The organism is Variovorax sp. GW821-FHT09D07 (assembly GCF_059416345.1).
In genome coordinates this window covers 275,099-292,442 of the sequence record NZ_JBWKOY010000006.1, presented here as the reverse complement: position 1 = coordinate 292,442, position 17,344 = coordinate 275,099, and the positions used below count along the sequence as shown (strand labels likewise).

The window sequence follows — 17,344 nt, the reverse complement described above, 5'->3', positions numbered from 1 at the left end:
CCCCGTTCCTTTGTGTCTCAGACGTTTATTGCTTGAAGTCGGCCGGCTTGAGCGCACCGATCAGCGCGTCGCTGTAGGGCAGCAGCTTGCCGTCCTTCCAGCGGATCCAGACCAGGTCCTTGGCCGTCAGGGCTTCGTGGTTGGTCTTGCTGAAGGGCTTCTCGTAGGTCTTGAGCACGCCCTGCACCGGCGTCTTCAGGTCTTCGAGCGCGGCGCGCACGGCGGCGCCGTCGGTGCTGTTGGCCTGCTTCATGGCCTGGGCCAGCAGCAGCACCGAGTCGTAGCCGTGCAGCGCGAACGAGAACGAGCCCGGTGCCTTCAGCTTGCTGCCGATGCGGTCGAACAGCTTCTGCTGCACGGGCGTGCGCGTTTCGCTCACGGTGCGCATGAAGATCGGCTTCTCGGCCAACGCCTTGCCGGCCGCGTCGTAGAAGGTGATGTTGTCGGCCGCCCACGAGGTGAGCGTCAGCGGGAAGTAGTTGATCTTCTCCATGCTGCGCACCAGCTGCGCGATGGGCGTGCCCTGCGCCCACACCACCACGGTGTCGACGTTGGCGGCCTTCATCTTGCTCAGCTGCGAGGTCATGTCGGTATCGCCGACGCCGAAGCGCTCGGTGGCCGCGATCTTGATGTCCTGCAGCTTGGCGATTTCTTCCATGTCCTTCAGGCCGCCCTGGCCGTAGCCGGTGGTCTCGGCCATGAGGCCCACGACCTTGGAGCCGGCCGTGTTGCGCTTCACGTAGGCCATGAGCGCGGCGACCTGCTCGCGGTCGACCATCGAGACGCGGAACATGTAGTTGTCGGCGCCGGCGCTCATCGGCTTGGTGATGTCGGTGCCCGAGCCCACGTTGCCCAGCACCGGAATCTTCTTCTGGTTGGCGATGTGCTTCCAGGCCATGGCGTTGCCCGAGTTGGTGGGGCCGAACACGGCGACGACCTTCTCGTTGTCGACCAGGTCGCTCATGTTCTGGATCGACTTCGGCGGTGCCGAGACGTCGTCGCGCGTGACCAGCGTGAACTTCCGTCCGAGCGCGCCGCCGGCGGCGTTCAGGTCGGCGATGGCCGCTTCCATGCCCAGCACCGCGGCCTGGCCGCTCTGCGCCGAAGGCGACGCCGAGAGGTCGCCGTTGTAGCCGAGCTTGATGTCTTGCGCGTAAGCACCGGCACTGAACGCAGCGAAGGCGGCGGTCGCGAGCAGGGTCTTGTACAGACGGATCGTTTTCATTCTTTGTCTCCTAAGGGTTGACGGACGGGGAACGGGAAATCGAAAAGGAAGCGGCGTGGCTCAGACGGCGAGGAAGCCGCCGTCCACCGGCAGCGTGATGCCGGTGACGTAGCGCGACATGTCGCTCGCCAGGAAGATCACCGGGCCCACCAGGTCTTCGGTCTGGCCGACGCGGCCCAGCGGGATGCGCGTCATGAACGACTCGAGGCGCTGCGGGTTCTCGCGCGTGGCGGCGGTCATGGGCGTCTCGATCACGCCGGGTGCCAGTGCGTTCACGCGCACGCCGGCCGGCGCGAGCTCTTGCGCCAGCGACTGCGTGAGCATCTTGATGGCGCCCTTCGAGGGCGAGTAGCCTAGGCTCGCGGCCTGCCCCGCGTAGGCGGCGATGGAGGCGATGTTGATGATCGAGCCCTTCGTCTGCTTGAGCACGGGGATGAAGGCCAGCGTGGTGTTGAAGGTGCCGTGCACGTTCACGTCGATGGTCTTCTTCCAGTTGGCCGCGGCGTTCGGGCTGCTGGTGGTCTCGCGGATGATGATGCCGGCGTTGTTCACCAGCAGGTCGACATGGCCGACCTCTTGCGCCACGCGCGCGGCCAGCGCCTGGCAGGCCTCGGGCACGGTGACGTCGAGCACGAACGACCAGGCCTCGCCGCCTTCGTTGCGCACCAGCTGCGCGGTCTCGGCCACGGTGGCTTCGTTCATGTCGGTGACGACGACGCGCGCGCCCGCCTGGGCCAGGCCGAGCGCGAGCGCGCGGCCGTTGCCCTGGCCGGCGCCGGTGATCAGCGCGAGACGGCCTTCGAGCAGGCGCGGTGCGACGTGAGGAGGAAAGGGCATGGTCGGCTCCTTGGGTTGACTATCGGAACGGGGGTCAGGCGCCGCGCGGCACGGCCACGGCTTCGCGCTGCTCGACGTGCAGGGGCACGGCCACTTCGGCCTGCGCGACCTGCAGGCCCGCGACATAGCCGAAGGTGAGCGCCGGGCCGAGCGTGATGCCCGCGCCGGGGTAGTTGCCGCCCATCACGCTGGCCGCGTCGTTGCCGACGGCGTACAGGCCCTTGATCGGCTGGCGGTCGGCGTCGAGCACGCGGGTCTTCTCGTCGGTGACGAGGCCGGCGAAGGTGCCGATGTCGCCGATGACCAGCTTGATCGCGTAGTACGGGCCGTTGTCCAGCGGCGCGACGCAGGGGTTCGGCGTGACGTTGGCGTCGCCCTGGTAGCGGTTGTAGGCCTTGCTGCCCTTGCCGAAGGCGGGGTCGTCGCCGGTGCGCGCGCCTTCGTTGAACGTTTGCACGGTGGCTTCGAGTGCGGCGGGGGCGATGCCGATTTCCTTGGCCAGTTCGCCGATGCTCGCGCCGCGCTTGAGGTAGCCGGTCTTCAGGTGGCGGCCGATGGGCAGCGGCGCGGGCGCGACGCAGCCCAGGCCGTAGTCGCGCAGCGCCTTGTGGTCGCACAGCAGCCAGGCCGTGACCTCGGGCTCGCCCTCGCAGGCCTTGACCATCGCCTGCACGAAGTCGTGGTACGAGTTGCCTTCGTTGGCGAAGCGCTTGCCCTTGGGCGTGACCGCGATCACGCCGGGCTTGGCGCGATCGATGAAGTGCGGCATGACGCCCTTGCTGCCGTCGGGGCGCGTGGTGACCGAGGCCGGCACCCAGGCCGCGGCGTGCGGGATGGTGCCGTCGACGCGGCCGCCCACGGCTTCGGCCAGGCGCAGGCCGTCGCCGGTGTTCGTCGAAGGCGACGGCGAGTAGTGCTCCTTGCCGGTCGGTGCGTGCGGGAACAGCTGCTTGCGGCGCTCCACGTCGTAGGGGAAGCCGCCGCAGGCCAGCACCACGCCGCGCCTGGCGGTGATGCGCACCGTCTTGCCTTCGTGCTGCACCACGGCGCCCGAGACGCCGTCGTACTCGACCACGAGCTTCTTCACGGGCGACGAGAGCCACACGGGAATGTCCAGGTCCATCGCGGCCTTGGCCAGGCGGCCGGCCAGCGCGTTGCCGTTGGTCAGCGTCATGCCGCGGCCGTGGCGCACCACGTCCAGGAAGTGGCGGGTCAGGCGCTTGGTCACGTACCAGAACGAGGTCGGCGACTTGAAGGCCCGCATGAAGTGTTTGATCTCGGGGCCCGAGCCCAACATCATCCCGAACACCGTGAGTTCGGGCAGCGGCGGCGCCAGGTGCTTGATGCGCGCACCGAGCTCGCGGCCGTCGAACGGGCGCGTGACCATCGAGCGCCCGCCGGGCTGGCCGCCGGGCGCTTCGGCGTGGTAGTCGGGGAAGACGGCCGGCATGTCGAACTGCACGCAGGTGTTGCGCGTGAAGAAGTCGATGGCCTTGGGGCCCATGTCGAGGAAGGCACCCACGCGCGCCGCGTCGAAGTGCGTCGTGGTCTCGTGCTTCATGTAGTCGAGCGCCGCGCCGGGCGGCTCATGGATGCCCTGCTCCGTGGCCAGGCGCGTGCCCGGAATCCACAGCCAGCCGCCCGAGCGCGCGGTGGTGCCGCCGAAGCGCGGCTCTTTCTCGACCACCAGCACCTTCAAACCCTGCGACGCCGCCGTGACGGCGGTGGCCATGCCCGACGCGCCGCTGCCGACGACGAGGACATCGCATTCCCACGTGTTCTGTTCCATCTCTGCCTCTGTTCGCTCTCGTGTTGTGTGTACGACTTAAGTTGCGGCGGAGTGTAGGCAGCGATGTTGATATGGTCAAGTCGTTTAGTTACTATCAGATGATCAGTCATCGTCGATTGAACACGACAATATCAGTAGAAACCCTGATGGCTATACTCGCTCCCACTCTCAACCCCCACGCCGGGCGCCCCATGGAAAAGCCAAGACGTGGCATTCAATCCGTCGAAATCGGAACGCAATTGCTGGTCGCGCTCGGCCGGCACGTGGCGCCCATGGCGCTGCGCGATCTCGGTAAGGCCGCGGGCGTGCCGGTCGGCAAGGCGCACCCCTACCTGGTGAGTTTTCTGAAGGTCGGTTTCGTGGTGCAGGACGGCACCGGCCGCTACGAGCTGGGCCCGCTGGCCCTGCAGCTGGGCCTGGCCAAGCTGCAGCGGCTCGACCCGATCAAGGAAGCCTCGCCCCTCATCGAAGCGCTCGCGTCGGAGACCGAACAGAGCATCGCGGTCGCGGTCTGGGGCAACTTCGGGCCGACCGTGGTGCGGCTGGAAGAACCGATCCACCCGCTGCACGTGAACCTGCGCACCGGCACCGTGATGTCGCTGGCCTACACGGCCACGGGCCGGCTGTTCGCGGCCTACCTGCCGCCGAAGGTGGTGGAAAAGATGATGCTCGAGGACCTGGCGCGCACGCGCCCGGCCGACGGGCGCGGCGCCAGCGAAGAGCTGTCGAAGTCGCAGATCGAGGCGCTCCTGGTCGAGACGCGGCTGCACGGCATCTCGCGCACGCTGGGCCAGCCGATTCCGGGCATCGACGCCTTCTGCGCGCCGGTGTTCGACTCGACCAACAACCTGGTGCTGGGCATCACGGCCATGGGCCCCGAGGCCACCTTCGACAGCGACTGGAACGGCCGCGTGGCCGTGCCGCTGAAGGCCTGCGCACTCGAAATCTCGCGCCGCCTGGGCTTCGTGCCCACCGACGAAGCGGGCTGAACCGCCGGCCCGTGCCGTGTAGGCAGGCGCTCACGCGCTTGGTTTGCCTTATCCCGCACGCGCGGGCCGCAGACGCGGCCACCGTAGAGGCCTACCTACCTCACGGAGACCGGTCATGAAAAGCATCATCCTTTGGCTCTGCGGCGTCCCGCTGATCGTGATCATCGGGCTGAAGGTGTTCGGCATTCTCTGACCGGCCACGAGCCACGACGAACGATCCCGCTTCCTCCTCACGGCGCTTCTTGCGTCGTTACAGCGCCCCTCCCGGGGCGCTTTTTTTGCGGATCGATCCGGTCAGTGCCGCTCAGTGGGTATCGCGGCGCAGCTGCTGCACGTCTTCATGCAGCGAATGCGCCCAGCTGCGGCGTTCGCGGCTGTACGAAGGCTGCAGCTCGCCGAAGCGCACGATGGCCAAAAGCGGCGGCGCGCGCAGCGTGTTCCACACCGAGGCCAGCAGGTTGTCGTCGTCGATGTAGCGCGGCGCCTGGCTGGTCTCGCCGGTGGCGGCATCGGCAAAGCGCAGCGCGGCCGGGATCACCGGCGCGCCCGAGGAAATCGCGGCCTGCAGCAGGTTGGCGTGGAACGGCAGCAGCCCGCGCCCGTCGCTCGTGGTGCCTTCGGGGAACACGCCGATCAGGTCGCCGCCGCGCAGCGCCTCGGTCATGTGGTGCACCACGCGCATGGCGTCGCGCCGGCGTTCGCGCTCGATGTAGAGCGTGCCCGAGCCGGTGGAGAGCGTGCCGATCACCGGCCACTGCTTGACGTCCGACTTCGACACGAAGCGCACATGGCGCGCCGCATGGATGGCGGTGATGTCGAGCCATGAGAGGTGGTTGCAGATGAGCAGCGCCGGCCCGTGCGCGGGCGGCTCGCCCTGCACGCGCAGCGTGACGCCCATGATCTGCAGCATGCGCGCCGACCAGGCCTGCACGCGCGCGTTGCGCTCGTCCTGCGGCAGGCGGGGGAAGGTGAAGCGGATCGTCCACCAGCCCGACAGCGCATGCGAGGCCGCATGCAGCAGGCGCCAGCCGGCCTTCAACGAGTGCAGCATCTGGACGCGGGCCCTCTTCTTCTTTTTGACGGCGTGCCGTGTGGCGGGCGGCTGTCGCTCAGCCGTGCACGACGCGGCCGGCCACCAGCGTGTGGCGCGCGCGCCCCTGCATCGGGTAGCTGGAGAACGGCGTGTGCTTGCCCTGGCTGCGCAGCGCCTCGGGCACCACCTGCCATTCGAGCGACGGATCGGCGATGCACAGGTCGGCCACGCCGCCCTCGGCGATGCGGCCGATGCCGCTGGCCGCGTCGGCCGCGTTCAGCAGGCGCGCCGGCGCCGAGGTGACCACCTCGATGGCGCGCGACAGGCCCGCGCCGCTGCGCTCGCCCCACTGCAGCGCGAGCGGCAGCAGCAGTTCGAGGCCGGTGGCGCCGGGCTCGGCTTCGGCAAACGGCAGGGTCTTGGCGTCGGCCTCGACCGGCGTGTGGTCGGACACCAGCGCGTCGATGGTGCCGTCGGCCAGCGCGGCCGAGAGCGCGTCGCGGTCGCCCTGCTGGCGCAGCGGCGGGTTCAGGCGCGCGCGGCTATCGAAGAAGCCGATGTCGGTGTCGGCCAGGTGCAGCGAGTTGATGCTGACGTCGCAGGTGATCGGCAGGCCCTGCGCCTTGGCCTCGCGCACCAGCGCCACGCCGCGGGCGCTGGAGATGCGGCACAGGTGCACGCGCGCGCCGGTGCTCTTCATGAGCTCGATGATGGTGAAGATGGCGATCGTCTCGGCCGCCACCGGCACGCCGCCCAGGCCCAGGCGCGTGGCGAGCGCGCCGCTGGCGGCCACGCCCTTGCCGAGGTCGCGGTCCTGCGGGCGCAGCCACACGGTGTAGCCGAAGGTGCTGGCGTACGACAGCGCGCGCTGCAGCACCTGGGTGTCGGCCAGCGGCACGTCGGCCTGGCCGAAGCCGATGCAGCCGGCCTCGGTGAGCTCGGCCATCTCGGTGAGCACGCCGCCGGCGAGGTTGCGCGTGAGCGCGCCGAGCGGGAACAGGCGCGCGCACTGCAGCTTTTCGGCGCGGAACTTGAGCATCTCGACCAGGCCGGGCTCGTCGAGCACGGGGTCGGTATCGGGCGGGCACACGAGGCTGGTCACGCCGCCCGCGATGGCCGCGGCCATTTCGCTTTCGAGCATGCCTTCGTGCTCGTAGCCCGGCTCGCGCAGGCGCGCGGCGAGGTCGACGAGGCCCGGTGTGACGATGCAGCCCGTGGCGTCGAGGGTGCGCTCGGGCTTGAAGCCCGCCGGTGCGCGCCCGATGCCGGCGATCTTGCCGTCGGCGATGGCGATGTCGGTGGGCTTGTCGGTGCCCGAGGCGGGGTCGACCACGCGGCCGTTGGTGATGAGGATGTTCATGCTTCGTTACCTGCCACGATGCTCATCACGGCCATGCGGACCGCGATGCCGAAAGTGACCTGCGGAAGGATCACGCTCTGCTTGCCGTCGACCACGGCGGAGTCGATCTCCACGCCGCGGTTGATCGGGCCCGGGTGCATCACGATGGCGTCGGGCTTGGCCAGCTGCAGTTTTTCCTGCGTGAGGCCGAAGGTCTTGAAGAACTCCTGCGACGAGGGCAGCAGCGCGCCGCTCATGCGCTCGTTCTGCAGGCGCAGCATGATGACGACGTCGCAGTCCTTGATGCCCTCTTCGAGCGTGTGGCACACGCGCACGCCCATGCCGGCCATGTCGGCGGGCACCAGCGTCTTCGGGCCGACCACGCGCACTTCGGCGCAGCCCAGCGTGGTGAGCGCATGGATGTCGGAGCGCGCCACGCGCGAGTGCAGCACGTCGCCGACGATCGCGACCGTGAGGTTCGAGAAGTCTTTCTTGTAGTGGCGGATCGTGTACATGTCGAGCAGCCCCTGCGTCGGGTGCGCGTGGCGGCCGTCGCCGGCGTTCACCACGTGCACGTGCGGCGCGACGTGCTGCGCGATCAGGTAGGGCGCGCCCGACTCGCTGTGGCGCACCACGAACAGGTCGGCGGCCATGGCGCTCAGGTTGGCGATGGTGTCCAGCAGCGATTCGCCCTTGGTGGCCGAGGAGCGCGCGATGTCCAGGTTGATGACGTCGGCCGACAGGCGCTTGGCCGCGATCTCGAAGGTGGTGCGCGTGCGCGTGCTGTTCTCGAAGAACAGGTTGAACACGCTCTTGCCGCGCAGGAGCGGCACCTTCTTCACCTCGCGGTCGCTGACGCTGGTGAAGTTGGCGGCGGTGTCGAGGATGTGCGTGACGATGTCCTTGGGCAGGCCCTCGATCGACAGCAGGTGGATCAGCTCGCCGTTCTTGTTGAGCTGCGGGTTTCGCTTGTAGAGCATTACTTGTTGTCCTCCACCTTGAGGCTGAAGGCGCCGTCGTCGGCGCGTGCGAGAGCGAGCAGTTGGGTGTCGGGCAGCTTGAGCGTCGTAGCCGCGAAGTCGGCGGCCACGGGCAGTTCGCGACCACCACGGTCGACCAGCACGGCGAGCCGCACGCAGGCGGGGCGGCCGAAGTCGAACAGTTCGTTGAGCACGGCGCGGATGGTGCGGCCCGTGTAGAGCACGTCGTCGAGCAGCAGCACGTCGGCACCGTTCACGTCGAAGGGCAGCGCGGTCTGCGCGCTGGCCGAGAGGCCGCGGCGCGCGAAGTCGTCGCGGTGCATGGCCGACGAGATGATGCCGGGGGCGCCGGCCAGGCCCAGGTCTTTTTGCAGGCGCTCGACCAGCCAGGCGCCGCCGGAGGTGATGCCCACCAGTTTCGTCTCGGGGCGCATCAGCGCCTTCACGCCGGACAGCAGCGTCGTGTAGAGCGCTTCGGCATCGGGGATTGAACTCACGGGAGACTCCTCAAAAACTGTTCCAGGATGATGCAGGCGGAGGCGGCGTCGGCGTCGCGGGCGCCGGACGACAAGGCCTCGGTGGTGCTGTAGCGCTCGTCCACCTCGAACACCTGGAGATTGAAACGGCCGCGCAGCTGGCGCGCGAACTTCTGGGCGCGGCGGGTGTTCTCGTGCGGGGCGCCGTCGGGGTGGTAGGGCACGCCGACCACCAGCGCGTCGGGCTGCCATTCCTTGATGCGCGCCTCGACCTGCGCAAAGCGGGCGTCGGCGCCCTCGGCCTTGATGGTGGCCTGCGGGGTCGCCGTGCGCAGCAGCCGGTTGCCGCTGGCCACGCCGGTGCGCTTGGCGCCGAAGTCGAAGGCCAGGAAGCTCTGGAAATGCGCGGGAACGGCGGCGGGGACTGGAACAGGAGCGGATGCAGGCGCGTCGGACATGACGTCGCTCATGCGTGGCCCGCGTCGGGAGACAAGGTCCAGGCCTCGAGACCGAGCAGCATCAACGCCTTGTCGTAGCGCTTTTCCACCGGCGTATCGAAGATCACCGCCGGGTCGGCCAGCACGGTGAGCCAGCTGTTCTCGGCCAGTTCGGACTCCAGCTGGCCCTCGCCCCAGGCCGAATAGCCCAGCGAGACCAGCACCTTGCGCGGGCCGGCGCCGGTGGCCAGGGCCTCCAGCACGTCCTTGGAGGTGGTCATTTCGAGCCCGCCGGGGATGGTCATGGTCGAGGCGTAGACCGATTCCTCGGGCTTCTCGGCCTGGGTGAACACCGGCTCGTGCAGCACGAAGCCGCGCTCGGTCTGCACCGGGCCACCCTGGAAAACGGGGGCTTCGCCCAGCTCGGGGCGGGCCAGGTGGAGTTCGATCTTCTCGAACAGCACCTTAAGGTTGATGTCGCTGGGTTTGTTGATCACCAGCCCGAGCGCACCGCGCTCGCTGTGTTCGCAGAGGTAAACGACGCTGCGGTTGAAAGTTTTGTCTTCCATCCCCGGCATCGCGATCAGAAAGTGATGCGTCAGGTTCATCGGGGCAGAATCGGCAGCCATATGCCCCCGATTTTACTGGCCGTCGACAAGACCTATCCCAAAGGGCTCATGTGGTTTCGCCGGGACCTGCGGGTGGACGACAACGCAGCGCTGTACCGGGCGCTGCGGGCCTGCCGGCAGGTGGTCTGCGTTTTCGTGTTCGACCGGGCGATCCTGGACGCCCTGCCCCGGGCGGACCGGCGGGTCGAATTCATCCGCGAATCGCTGGTGGAGCTCGAAGCCGAGCTGCGCGGCCTGGGCAGCGGGCTCATCGTGCGGCACGCGGTGGCCGCCGAGGAGATCCCGGCGCTGGCCCACACGCTCGACGTGCAGGCGGTGTTCGCCAACCGTGACGACGAACCCGACGCCCTGGCGCGCGACGCCCGCGTGCTCGGCGCGCTGGCCAACACGGGCATCAGCTTCCACACCTTCAAGGACAGCACGGTCTTCGACCGCGACGAGGTCATGACCAAGGCCGGCCTGCCCTACACGGTGTTCACGCCGTACAAGCGGGCCTGGCTGGCGAAGGTGGATTCGTTCTTCCTGAAGCCGTATCCCGTGCGCAGCCACGCCGACGCGCTCGCCCCGCCACCCCCGGCCCTGGACGGGCCGGTGCCCACGCTGGGCGAGATCGGCTTCGAGAGCACCAACCTCCAGACGCTGGAGATCCCCACCGGCACGCGCGGCGCCGGCGCGCTGTTCGAAGATTTCTTCGAGCGCATCGACCGCTACGACGAGGCGCGCAACTTCCCGGCCGTGCGCGGGCCCAGCTACATGGGCGTGCACCTGCGCTTCGGCACAGTGTCGATCCGCCAGCTGGCCAGCGTGGCGCACCAGCTGGCGCTGCAGGGCAACACCGGGGCCGCGACCTGGCTCAGCGAGCTGGTCTGGCGCGACTTCTACTTCCAGATCCTGGCGCACTTTCCGCATGTGCACGCCAATGGCGAATCGAAGAGCTTCCGCCCCGAGTACGACAAGATCCAATGGCACCACGGCAAGCACGCCGACCAGCTGTTCGACGCCTGGTGCGAAGGCCGCACCGGCTACCCGCTGGTCGATGCGGCGATGCTGCAGATCCGCCAGAGCGGCTACATGCACAACCGGCTGCGCATGGTGGTGGCGAGCTTCCTGTGCAAGGACCTGGGGCTGGACTGGCGGCGCGGCGAGCGTTACTTTGCGCTGCACCTGAACGACTTCGAGCTGGCCTCGAACAACGGCGGCTGGCAATGGGCCAGCTCGACCGGCTGCGACGCCCAGCCCTACTTCCGCATCTTCAACCCGGTGACGCAGAGCGAACGCTTCGACCCCGAGGGCAAGTTCATCCGCCGCTACCTGCCGCAGCTGGCGGGCCTGTCGAACGTGGCGATCCATGCGCCGTGGCTGGCCTCGCCGGTCGAGCTGGAGGCGGCAGGCGTCAGGCTGGGCGAGAACTACCCGAAGCCGGTGGTGGACCATGCCGAGGCGCGGGAGAAGACGATGCAGCGCTATGCGGCGGCGCGCGCCAAGGCCCTGCAAAAGCCGTAACCCAAGAAAAAAGGGCCCCGAAGGGCCCTTTTTCCTTTGCGCGCCGATTGCCGGCGCTGCCGAAGCCGATCAGGCCACCGCCAACGCGGCCGGCTCGCTCGTGTACGCACGCACCAGGCGCAGCAGTTCCTCTTCCGAGTACGGCTTGCCCAGGTAGTGGTTCACGCCCAGGTCGCGGGCGTATTCACGGTGCTTCTCGGCGATGCGCGAGGTGATCATGATGATCGGCAGCTCGGCCAGGGCCACGTCGGCGCGGATGTTGCGGGCCAGGTCGAAGCCGTCCATGCGCGGCATTTCGATGTCCGACAGCACCACGGCCGGGCGCTCCTGCTGCAGCCGCTCCAGCGCCTGCAGGCCGTCGGCCGCAAGCGACACGCGATAGCCTTCGCGCTGCAGCAGGCGCTGCGTGACGCGGCGCACGGTGATGGAGTCGTCCACCACCAGCACGAGCGGGATCTGCGGCACCACCGGGGCAAAGGCGGCCGGCGTCTGCGGCGCGCCGGTGTCCACCGAAGCGGCATGCGTCGGCGCGGCCAGCGCGGCGGTCTGGCGCGCACGCGCCTGGTCGCCGTGCACCGCGGCCAGCGCCACCGGGTTGTAGATGAGCGCCACCGCGCCCGAAGCCAGCACCGAGATGCCGGCCAGGCCGGGCAGCCGCGCGAGCTGCGGGCCGAGGTTCTTCACCACGACTTCCTGGTTGCCCAGCACTTCGTCCACGTGCAGGGCCACGCGCTGCGCCGCGCTTCGCACGATCACCAGCGTGTTGTTCTTGGTGGCGGCGTGCTCGCTGCGGATGGAGTGCTGCAGCAGCGCGCCGGCCCAGTAGAACGGCACCTGCTCGCTGCCGAAGGCGAAGCTGTGGTTCAGGTAGGCGGCCTCGAGGTCGGCACCGCTCACGCGCTGCACGAGTTCCACGAGGTTCGATGGCACGCCGATCGACACCTCGCCCGCACGCAGCATCACCACGTGCGTCACGGCGGTGGTCAGCGGCAGCACCAGCTTGAAGGTCGTGCCCTGGCCCGGCGTGCTGTGCGTTTCGATGCGGCCGCCGAGCGCGGCGATCTGCGCGCGCACCACGTCCATGCCGATGCCGCGGCCGGCCAGTTCGGACACCTGTCCGGCGGTGGAGAAGCCGGGCTTGAAGATCAGCTCGGTGGCTTCTTCAGGCGACAGCTCCTGGTCGGGCCCGAGCAGGCCGAGGGCGCGGGCGCGTTCGGCGATGCGCTTCTGGTCGAGGCCGGCGCCGTCGTCGCGGAAGCTCACCGACACGTCGTTGCCTTCGTGGTGCAGGTCGATGACGATGAGGCCGCTGGCGTCCTTGCCGGCCTTCTCGCGCGCCGCCACATCCTCGATGCCATGCGCCACGCAGTTGCGCAGCAGGTGTTCGAAGGCGGGCGTCATGCGGTCGAGCACGCCGCGGTCCATTTCGATGGAGCCGCCGACGATGTCCAGGCGCACCTGCTTGCCGGTGTCCTTCGAGGCCTGGCGCACCACGCGGTACAGGCGGTCGGAGATGCCTTCGAACTCCACCATGCGCGTGCGCAGCAGGCCGCGCTGCAGTTCGCGCGTCTGGCGTGCTTGCACGCTCAGGTCGTCTTCCGTGGCCTGCACGGTCTTTTGCAGCGTGCGCTGCACGGTGGCCACGTCGTTCACCGACTCGGCCATCATGCGCGTGAGTTCCTGCACGCGGGTGAAGCGGTCGAACTCGAGCGGGTCGAAGCTCTGCTGCGAATCCTTGGCCTGTGCCAGGCGCGACTGCATCTGGCTTTCGGCCTGCACCTCGATGTCGCGCAGCTGCTGGCGCAGGCGGTCGAGGTTGCCCGTGAGGTCGGCCAGCGAACCGCGCAGCTGGCCGAGTTCGGCTTCCAGGCGCGAGCGCGTGATGATGACCTCGCCGGTCTGCGCGACCAGGCGGTCGAGCAGCTGGGTGCGGATGCGCACCGCCTGGCCCGAGGCCGCGCGCAGCGGCGCGAGCAGGGCCGGCGCGGGGCGCGGCAGCAGGGACGACGGAGCGTCAACGGCGGATCCGGCGGAAGCCGCTTCGGCCTGGTCGTCGTTCGCCGACTCGCGCACCTCGGGCGCCGCCTGCACGCGCTGGATGGCGGGTGCGGTCGGGCTGGCGGTGGCGATCAGCTGGGCCACTTCGACCTGGGCGGCGTCGTCGGCCGCGCGCAGGGCGTCGAAGGTGTGTTGCAGCGTGTCCAGGCGCGTGAGCAGCTTCTCGATGTCGGCCCGCTCGGCCCCCTGGGAGCCCAGCAGTTCGATCTCGGACTCCATGCGGTGCGCGCGCTCGCCCAGGCGCATGGCGCCGGCCAGCCGGGCACTGCCCTTGAGCGTGTGCAGCGTGCGCAGCACCGAGGCGCGCGGCGCGGCGTCGTCGGGGTGGTGCGACCACTGGCGCAGCGCCTCGCCCAGCTGGGGCATCAGTTCGGCAGCCTCTTCCTCGAAGATCGGGAACAGGTCGACGTCCACCGCGTCGGCCAGGTCGATGGCGTCTTCGTTGTCGTCCAGTACCACGTCGGCAAAGGCGTCGTTGGCGACGACCTGCTTGGGCAGCAGCGTCTCGAAACGGGCCGCGGCGATCTCCGGCGGCATCGGTGCGGCGGCGATTTCGCGCAGCGCCTGCAGCGTGGCTTCGGACGGATCGCGCAGGAAGCCGACGGCGAACTGGTGCAACAGGCGACGCAGTTCATCGGCCGCGGCGACCAGCACGACGCCCTGTTCGCGCGTGCCGCTGCCCTGCATCTGCAGGTGCTGCAGCGCCGATTCGAGCAGGCGGGCCATGCCCGAGAGGCTGTGGAAGCCGACGGTGGCCGAGCTGCCGGCCAGCGAATGCGCCAGCGCGATGGTCGAGTCGGGCAGGCGCTCGTGGGTTTCGAGCGCCCATTCGCCGACATCGGTCGCCAGCTGGCGGGACCATTCGTCGGCTTCGTTGAGGTAAACGTTGTACAGCGCGATGCCGATGCGCAGCGGGCCGATCACCTTGACCTGGTCTTCGGCGCTCGGGGCGATGGAAGACTCGGGTTCAGGAATGGCCTCGGCCAGCACGGGCTCAGGCTCCGACACGGGGTCCGGTTCGGCCACGACGGCTGCGGGCAGCTCCTCGACGACAACGGGGGCGGCTTCGATGGCCGCCGACACAGGTTCCGGCTCCGGCTGCAGTGCTTCGACCGGCACTTCCAGCGCCGGCAGTTCTTCGGCGGCTTCGATGACCTCGACAGGTGCCACCGTCTCGGCGACAAGTTCTGCGGCAGCCAGCGGCAGCGGCTCCGGCGCCCATTCGAGATCGGGCAGGCCCGACGCGGTCGGCACCGTCGCTGCGATTTCCGGGGCGGGCTCGGGCTCGGCGTGCGACACGACAGGCTCGGGCGGTGCGTGCGTCTTCGGGGGCGCGAGGAAATCGAAATCGTCGCCGCTGGGCAGCACGTCGAGCGGTGCGGGCGCGGTGCTCTGCTTGCCTTCGAAGTCGAGGAAGTCGGTGGAGGCGAAATCGTCGTCGGGCTCGGGTGTGACAGGCTTGGTCGGTGCGTGTGGCGCTTCTTGCGCCTGCTGCCAATCGGAGAAGTCCAACGTGGCGTCAGGGGCTGCGACATCTTGCGGCGTCAGCGACAGGTCGGGGAGCTCAGGCAGCTCCGGCAGTGCGAGCGGCGCCGGCTCGGCGGCGATGTGGCGCGCGGCCACCGCGAGCGCTTCGGCATCGGCCACGCGCACCGGTGCGGGCACGGGCTCGCCGGCCAGCAGCGCATTGGCCACGCGGCTGAACGGTGCCGAATGCCAGCTGCCTGCATCGCCGGCGGCGATGGCTTCGACCCACTGGCTGAAATCGCGCAGCATGCGTTCGGTGCTCGACAGCAGCTCGGACGTGGCATCGCGCTGATCGGCCAGCCAGGTGTTGAGCACCTGTTCGAGCGACCAGGCGGCGTCGCCGAAGTCGGTGAGGCCGACCATGCGCGAGCTGCCCTTGAGCGTGTGGAACGCACGGCGCAGGATGGTGAGTTCTTCGGTGTCGCCGGGACGGTTGCCGAGCGCGGCGATGGCGGCCAGGCCGTTGCCCACCACTTCACGGGCTTCGTCCAGGAAGATGTTCTGCAGGTCGTCTTCTTCGAGCTCGGTGACCTCGGTGTCGGGCAGCGCGGACGGGCCCGTGATCTTGGTGGTCCAGCTCTCGGCCTTGCGGCTGAATTCCTCCAGCGGCGACGGTTTGGTCTTGCGGTTGGGCGTGGCCAGCGCGGCGAGCTTGGAGGCGATCTGCGCGTCGACTTCCTCGATGCTGAGCACGGGCTCGGCGGCCGGTGCGGCAGCGCCTTCGGCCGGGGCCGCGGCATCGATGGCCTGGCGGCCCATCAGCGGCTTGAGTTCGCCGGCCTCGGCATCGAACACGAACAGGCGCTTGGCCAGTGCGGGCTGGTAGCCCAGCATGTCGATGAGGAAACCGAGCGCGCCCAGGTTGTTGCCAAGCGCGTCGAAGGTGGCCATTTCCTCGACGGGCGAGCGGTTGACCTGCAGCATCTGCTCGACATCGTCGCGCATGCGTTGCACGGTGTGCGCGGCCTGCTCGAGCCCCAGCACCGAGAACACGCCGCGCATCTGCATGAGCTGGGTGGGCACGGTGCGCAGCAGCGGTTTTTCGGCCGGGCGGCGGAAATACTGGTCGAGCGACTTCTCGAGTTCGCTCAGGTGGCTGCGCAGTTCGTCGACCACGGTGCCCATGGTCTGGCGGTCGCTGACGCGGCGGTACAGGTCCTCCATCCACGGCTCGAGCGGCTCGGAACGGCCGCCGTCGCGCACGCGCTCGATGCGGCCTGCCAGCTGCAGCGTGCGGGCCGTGAGTTGCGGGTCGCTGGGGTCGAGGTCTTCGAGCGCGGCTTCGAGGTACAGCACCGAGGTGGCGACTTCCATCGCCAGTTCGGTGTCGGGCGGCTGGCCGGAACGCACCGAGGCGTCCACGGCGTGCGTCAGCGCCTGCACCATCGGCTGGCTCGGCGGGTGCAGCTTCAGCAGCGATTCGCCGAGCTGCGCGAAGGTGTCGGCCACCTGCCGCGTGCGCGTGATGTCGCCGCCCGAGAGCGCCGACCACATTTCCTTGGCGGTCTCGATGCGCTTGCGCGCCTGCGAGAGCACCAGCGGGTCGAAGCGGCCGAACTGCACCACGGTGTAGTCGACGCGCGGTTCTTGCGTCACGCCCCAGGCGCTGCGCACGGTGCGCAGCGTGGCGGCGTCGTCCTGCGCGCCGGGCACGGCCTGGGCGCAGAAGAAGAGCAGGTCCTGGCCGAGGCGGTCGGACACGACGCTGTCGCCGCGCGCCAGCGTGGCGTACTGCAGCAGCACGCGCGAGGCGGCGCGCTTGACGTAGGTGTCGGCGGGAATCAGGCCCAGTGCGAGGGCTTCGAAGAAGCCCGCGGCCAGCGTCCAGAAGCTCGCGACGCGCGGCAGCAGCGCGCCGCGCCCGAGCCCCAGGCACAGCGCATGCAGCCGTCGCGCGGCCTGCGCGTCGCCGCTCTTGACCAGTTGCAGCACCTCGCGGTCGAGCCGCGAACGCACGGCCGGGTCATAAGCGAGCGCGGCTTGCGTGAGGGCAGGCTTGACCTCGACCCAGCGCCAGGCGGTGCTCCACAGGTCCGCCGGATGGACGCGCTCATTGCCGCCCAGCTCCAGCACGTCGCGGTACTGCGGGAACAGCGCCACCGACGACACGGCCTTGCCGGCCAGCAGTGCGCTGAGGAAATCGGTGACGGCGAAGCCGGCACGCTCGATCTTGTGCACGGCACTCTCGGTGCAGCGCTGCGGTTCGGCGATGAAGCCCTGCACCGCGAATTCGATGGTGCCCAGCACCAGCGCGGGCGAGCTGTGGCCCACCATCTGCAGCGCGCCGACGGCCTGGTGCAGTTGCTGGCGGGCCATCTGCAGCGGACCGCTCTCGGGCTCCGTGGCACTGCCCACGTCGCGCACGAAACGCCGCAGCGACTTGCCGACACCGTCGAGGGATTTCTGGATTTCTCCCAGCACCCAGGCCAGCGGCCCGAGGTCTTCGGTGGCCGGCATGTTGCCGGCGAGGGGGGCCGTGGCAGGGGTTTGAATCGACACGTGGTTGCTCGCCGTTCTTATCT

12 protein-coding genes are annotated in these 17,344 nt (G+C 69.2%); 2 read left to right on the top strand and 10 right to left on the bottom strand.

Annotated features, from left to right (window positions below; translation table 11 throughout):
• Positions 1-25 precede the first annotated feature (25 nt).
• From AC07OX_RS22515 to AC07OX_RS22505, 3 genes are read right to left on the bottom strand one after another with little or no spacing between them, the layout of a single operon-like run.
• A complete protein-coding gene (locus AC07OX_RS22515) occupies positions 26-1,225 on the bottom strand; it encodes an ABC transporter substrate-binding protein (RefSeq protein ID WP_062469728.1) in 1,200 nt (399 codons plus the stop codon).
• Positions 1,226-1,285: 60 nt separating this feature from the next.
• Complete coding sequence (locus AC07OX_RS22510) at positions 1,286-2,062, bottom strand: SDR family NAD(P)-dependent oxidoreductase (RefSeq protein ID WP_495262346.1); 777 nt, start codon at positions 2,060-2,062, stop codon at positions 1,286-1,288.
• Between the two features lie 34 nt (positions 2,063-2,096).
• A complete protein-coding gene (locus tag AC07OX_RS22505; RefSeq protein ID WP_495262347.1) occupies positions 2,097-3,851 on the bottom strand; it encodes an FAD-dependent oxidoreductase in 1,755 nt (584 codons plus the stop codon).
• A 191-nt stretch (positions 3,852-4,042) separates the two neighbouring features.
• On the opposite strand from AC07OX_RS22505, the gene AC07OX_RS22500 reads away from it, so the two are divergent.
• On the top strand, positions 4,043-4,840 hold the full coding sequence (locus tag AC07OX_RS22500; protein ID WP_070062752.1) for an IclR family transcriptional regulator: 798 nt from the start codon (positions 4,043-4,045) through the stop codon (positions 4,838-4,840).
• A gap of 304 nt (positions 4,841-5,144) precedes the next feature.
• Here the strand turns inward: AC07OX_RS22500 and AC07OX_RS22495 are convergent, their stop codons facing one another.
• From AC07OX_RS22495 to AC07OX_RS22470, 6 genes are read right to left on the bottom strand one after another with little or no spacing between them, the layout of a single operon-like run.
• Positions 5,145-5,891, bottom strand: a complete 747-nt coding sequence (locus tag AC07OX_RS22495) for a lysophospholipid acyltransferase family protein (protein WP_495262348.1) — start codon at positions 5,889-5,891, stop codon at positions 5,145-5,147.
• 58 nt (positions 5,892-5,949) lie between these two features.
• Positions 5,950-7,233: a dihydroorotase gene (locus AC07OX_RS22490; RefSeq protein WP_495262349.1), complete on the bottom strand. Its 1,284-nt coding sequence runs from the start codon at positions 7,231-7,233 to the stop codon at positions 5,950-5,952.
• Positions 7,230-8,192, bottom strand: coding sequence for an aspartate carbamoyltransferase catalytic subunit (locus tag AC07OX_RS22485; protein WP_056577783.1), 963 nt, complete (start codon positions 8,190-8,192; stop codon positions 7,230-7,232). Before AC07OX_RS22485 ends, AC07OX_RS22490 begins: the two co-directional genes overlap by 4 nt.
• Complete coding sequence (gene pyrR / locus AC07OX_RS22480) at positions 8,192-8,689, bottom strand: bifunctional pyr operon transcriptional regulator/uracil phosphoribosyltransferase PyrR (RefSeq protein WP_095948043.1); 498 nt, start codon at positions 8,687-8,689, stop codon at positions 8,192-8,194. The genes AC07OX_RS22485 and pyrR overlap by 1 nt, the downstream gene beginning before the upstream one ends.
• Entirely contained in the window at positions 8,686-9,138 is a 453-nt protein-coding gene (ruvX, locus tag AC07OX_RS22475; RefSeq protein WP_070062755.1) for a Holliday junction resolvase RuvX, read from the bottom strand. Before ruvX ends, pyrR begins: the two co-directional genes overlap by 4 nt.
• Complete coding sequence (locus tag AC07OX_RS22470) at positions 9,135-9,734, bottom strand: YqgE/AlgH family protein (RefSeq protein ID WP_062479100.1); 600 nt, start codon at positions 9,732-9,734, stop codon at positions 9,135-9,137. The genes ruvX and AC07OX_RS22470 overlap by 4 nt, the downstream gene beginning before the upstream one ends.
• Here AC07OX_RS22470 and AC07OX_RS22465 point away from each other — a divergent pair, their 5' ends adjacent.
• Entirely contained in the window at positions 9,735-11,237 is a 1,503-nt protein-coding gene (locus AC07OX_RS22465) for a cryptochrome/photolyase family protein (protein WP_495262350.1), read from the top strand.
• 69 nt (positions 11,238-11,306) lie between these two features.
• Here AC07OX_RS22465 and AC07OX_RS22460 read toward each other — a convergent pair whose 3' ends face one another.
• Positions 11,307-17,321, bottom strand: coding sequence for a hybrid sensor histidine kinase/response regulator (locus tag AC07OX_RS22460; RefSeq protein WP_495262351.1), 6,015 nt, complete (start codon positions 17,319-17,321; stop codon positions 11,307-11,309).
• Positions 17,322-17,344 lie beyond the last annotated feature (23 nt).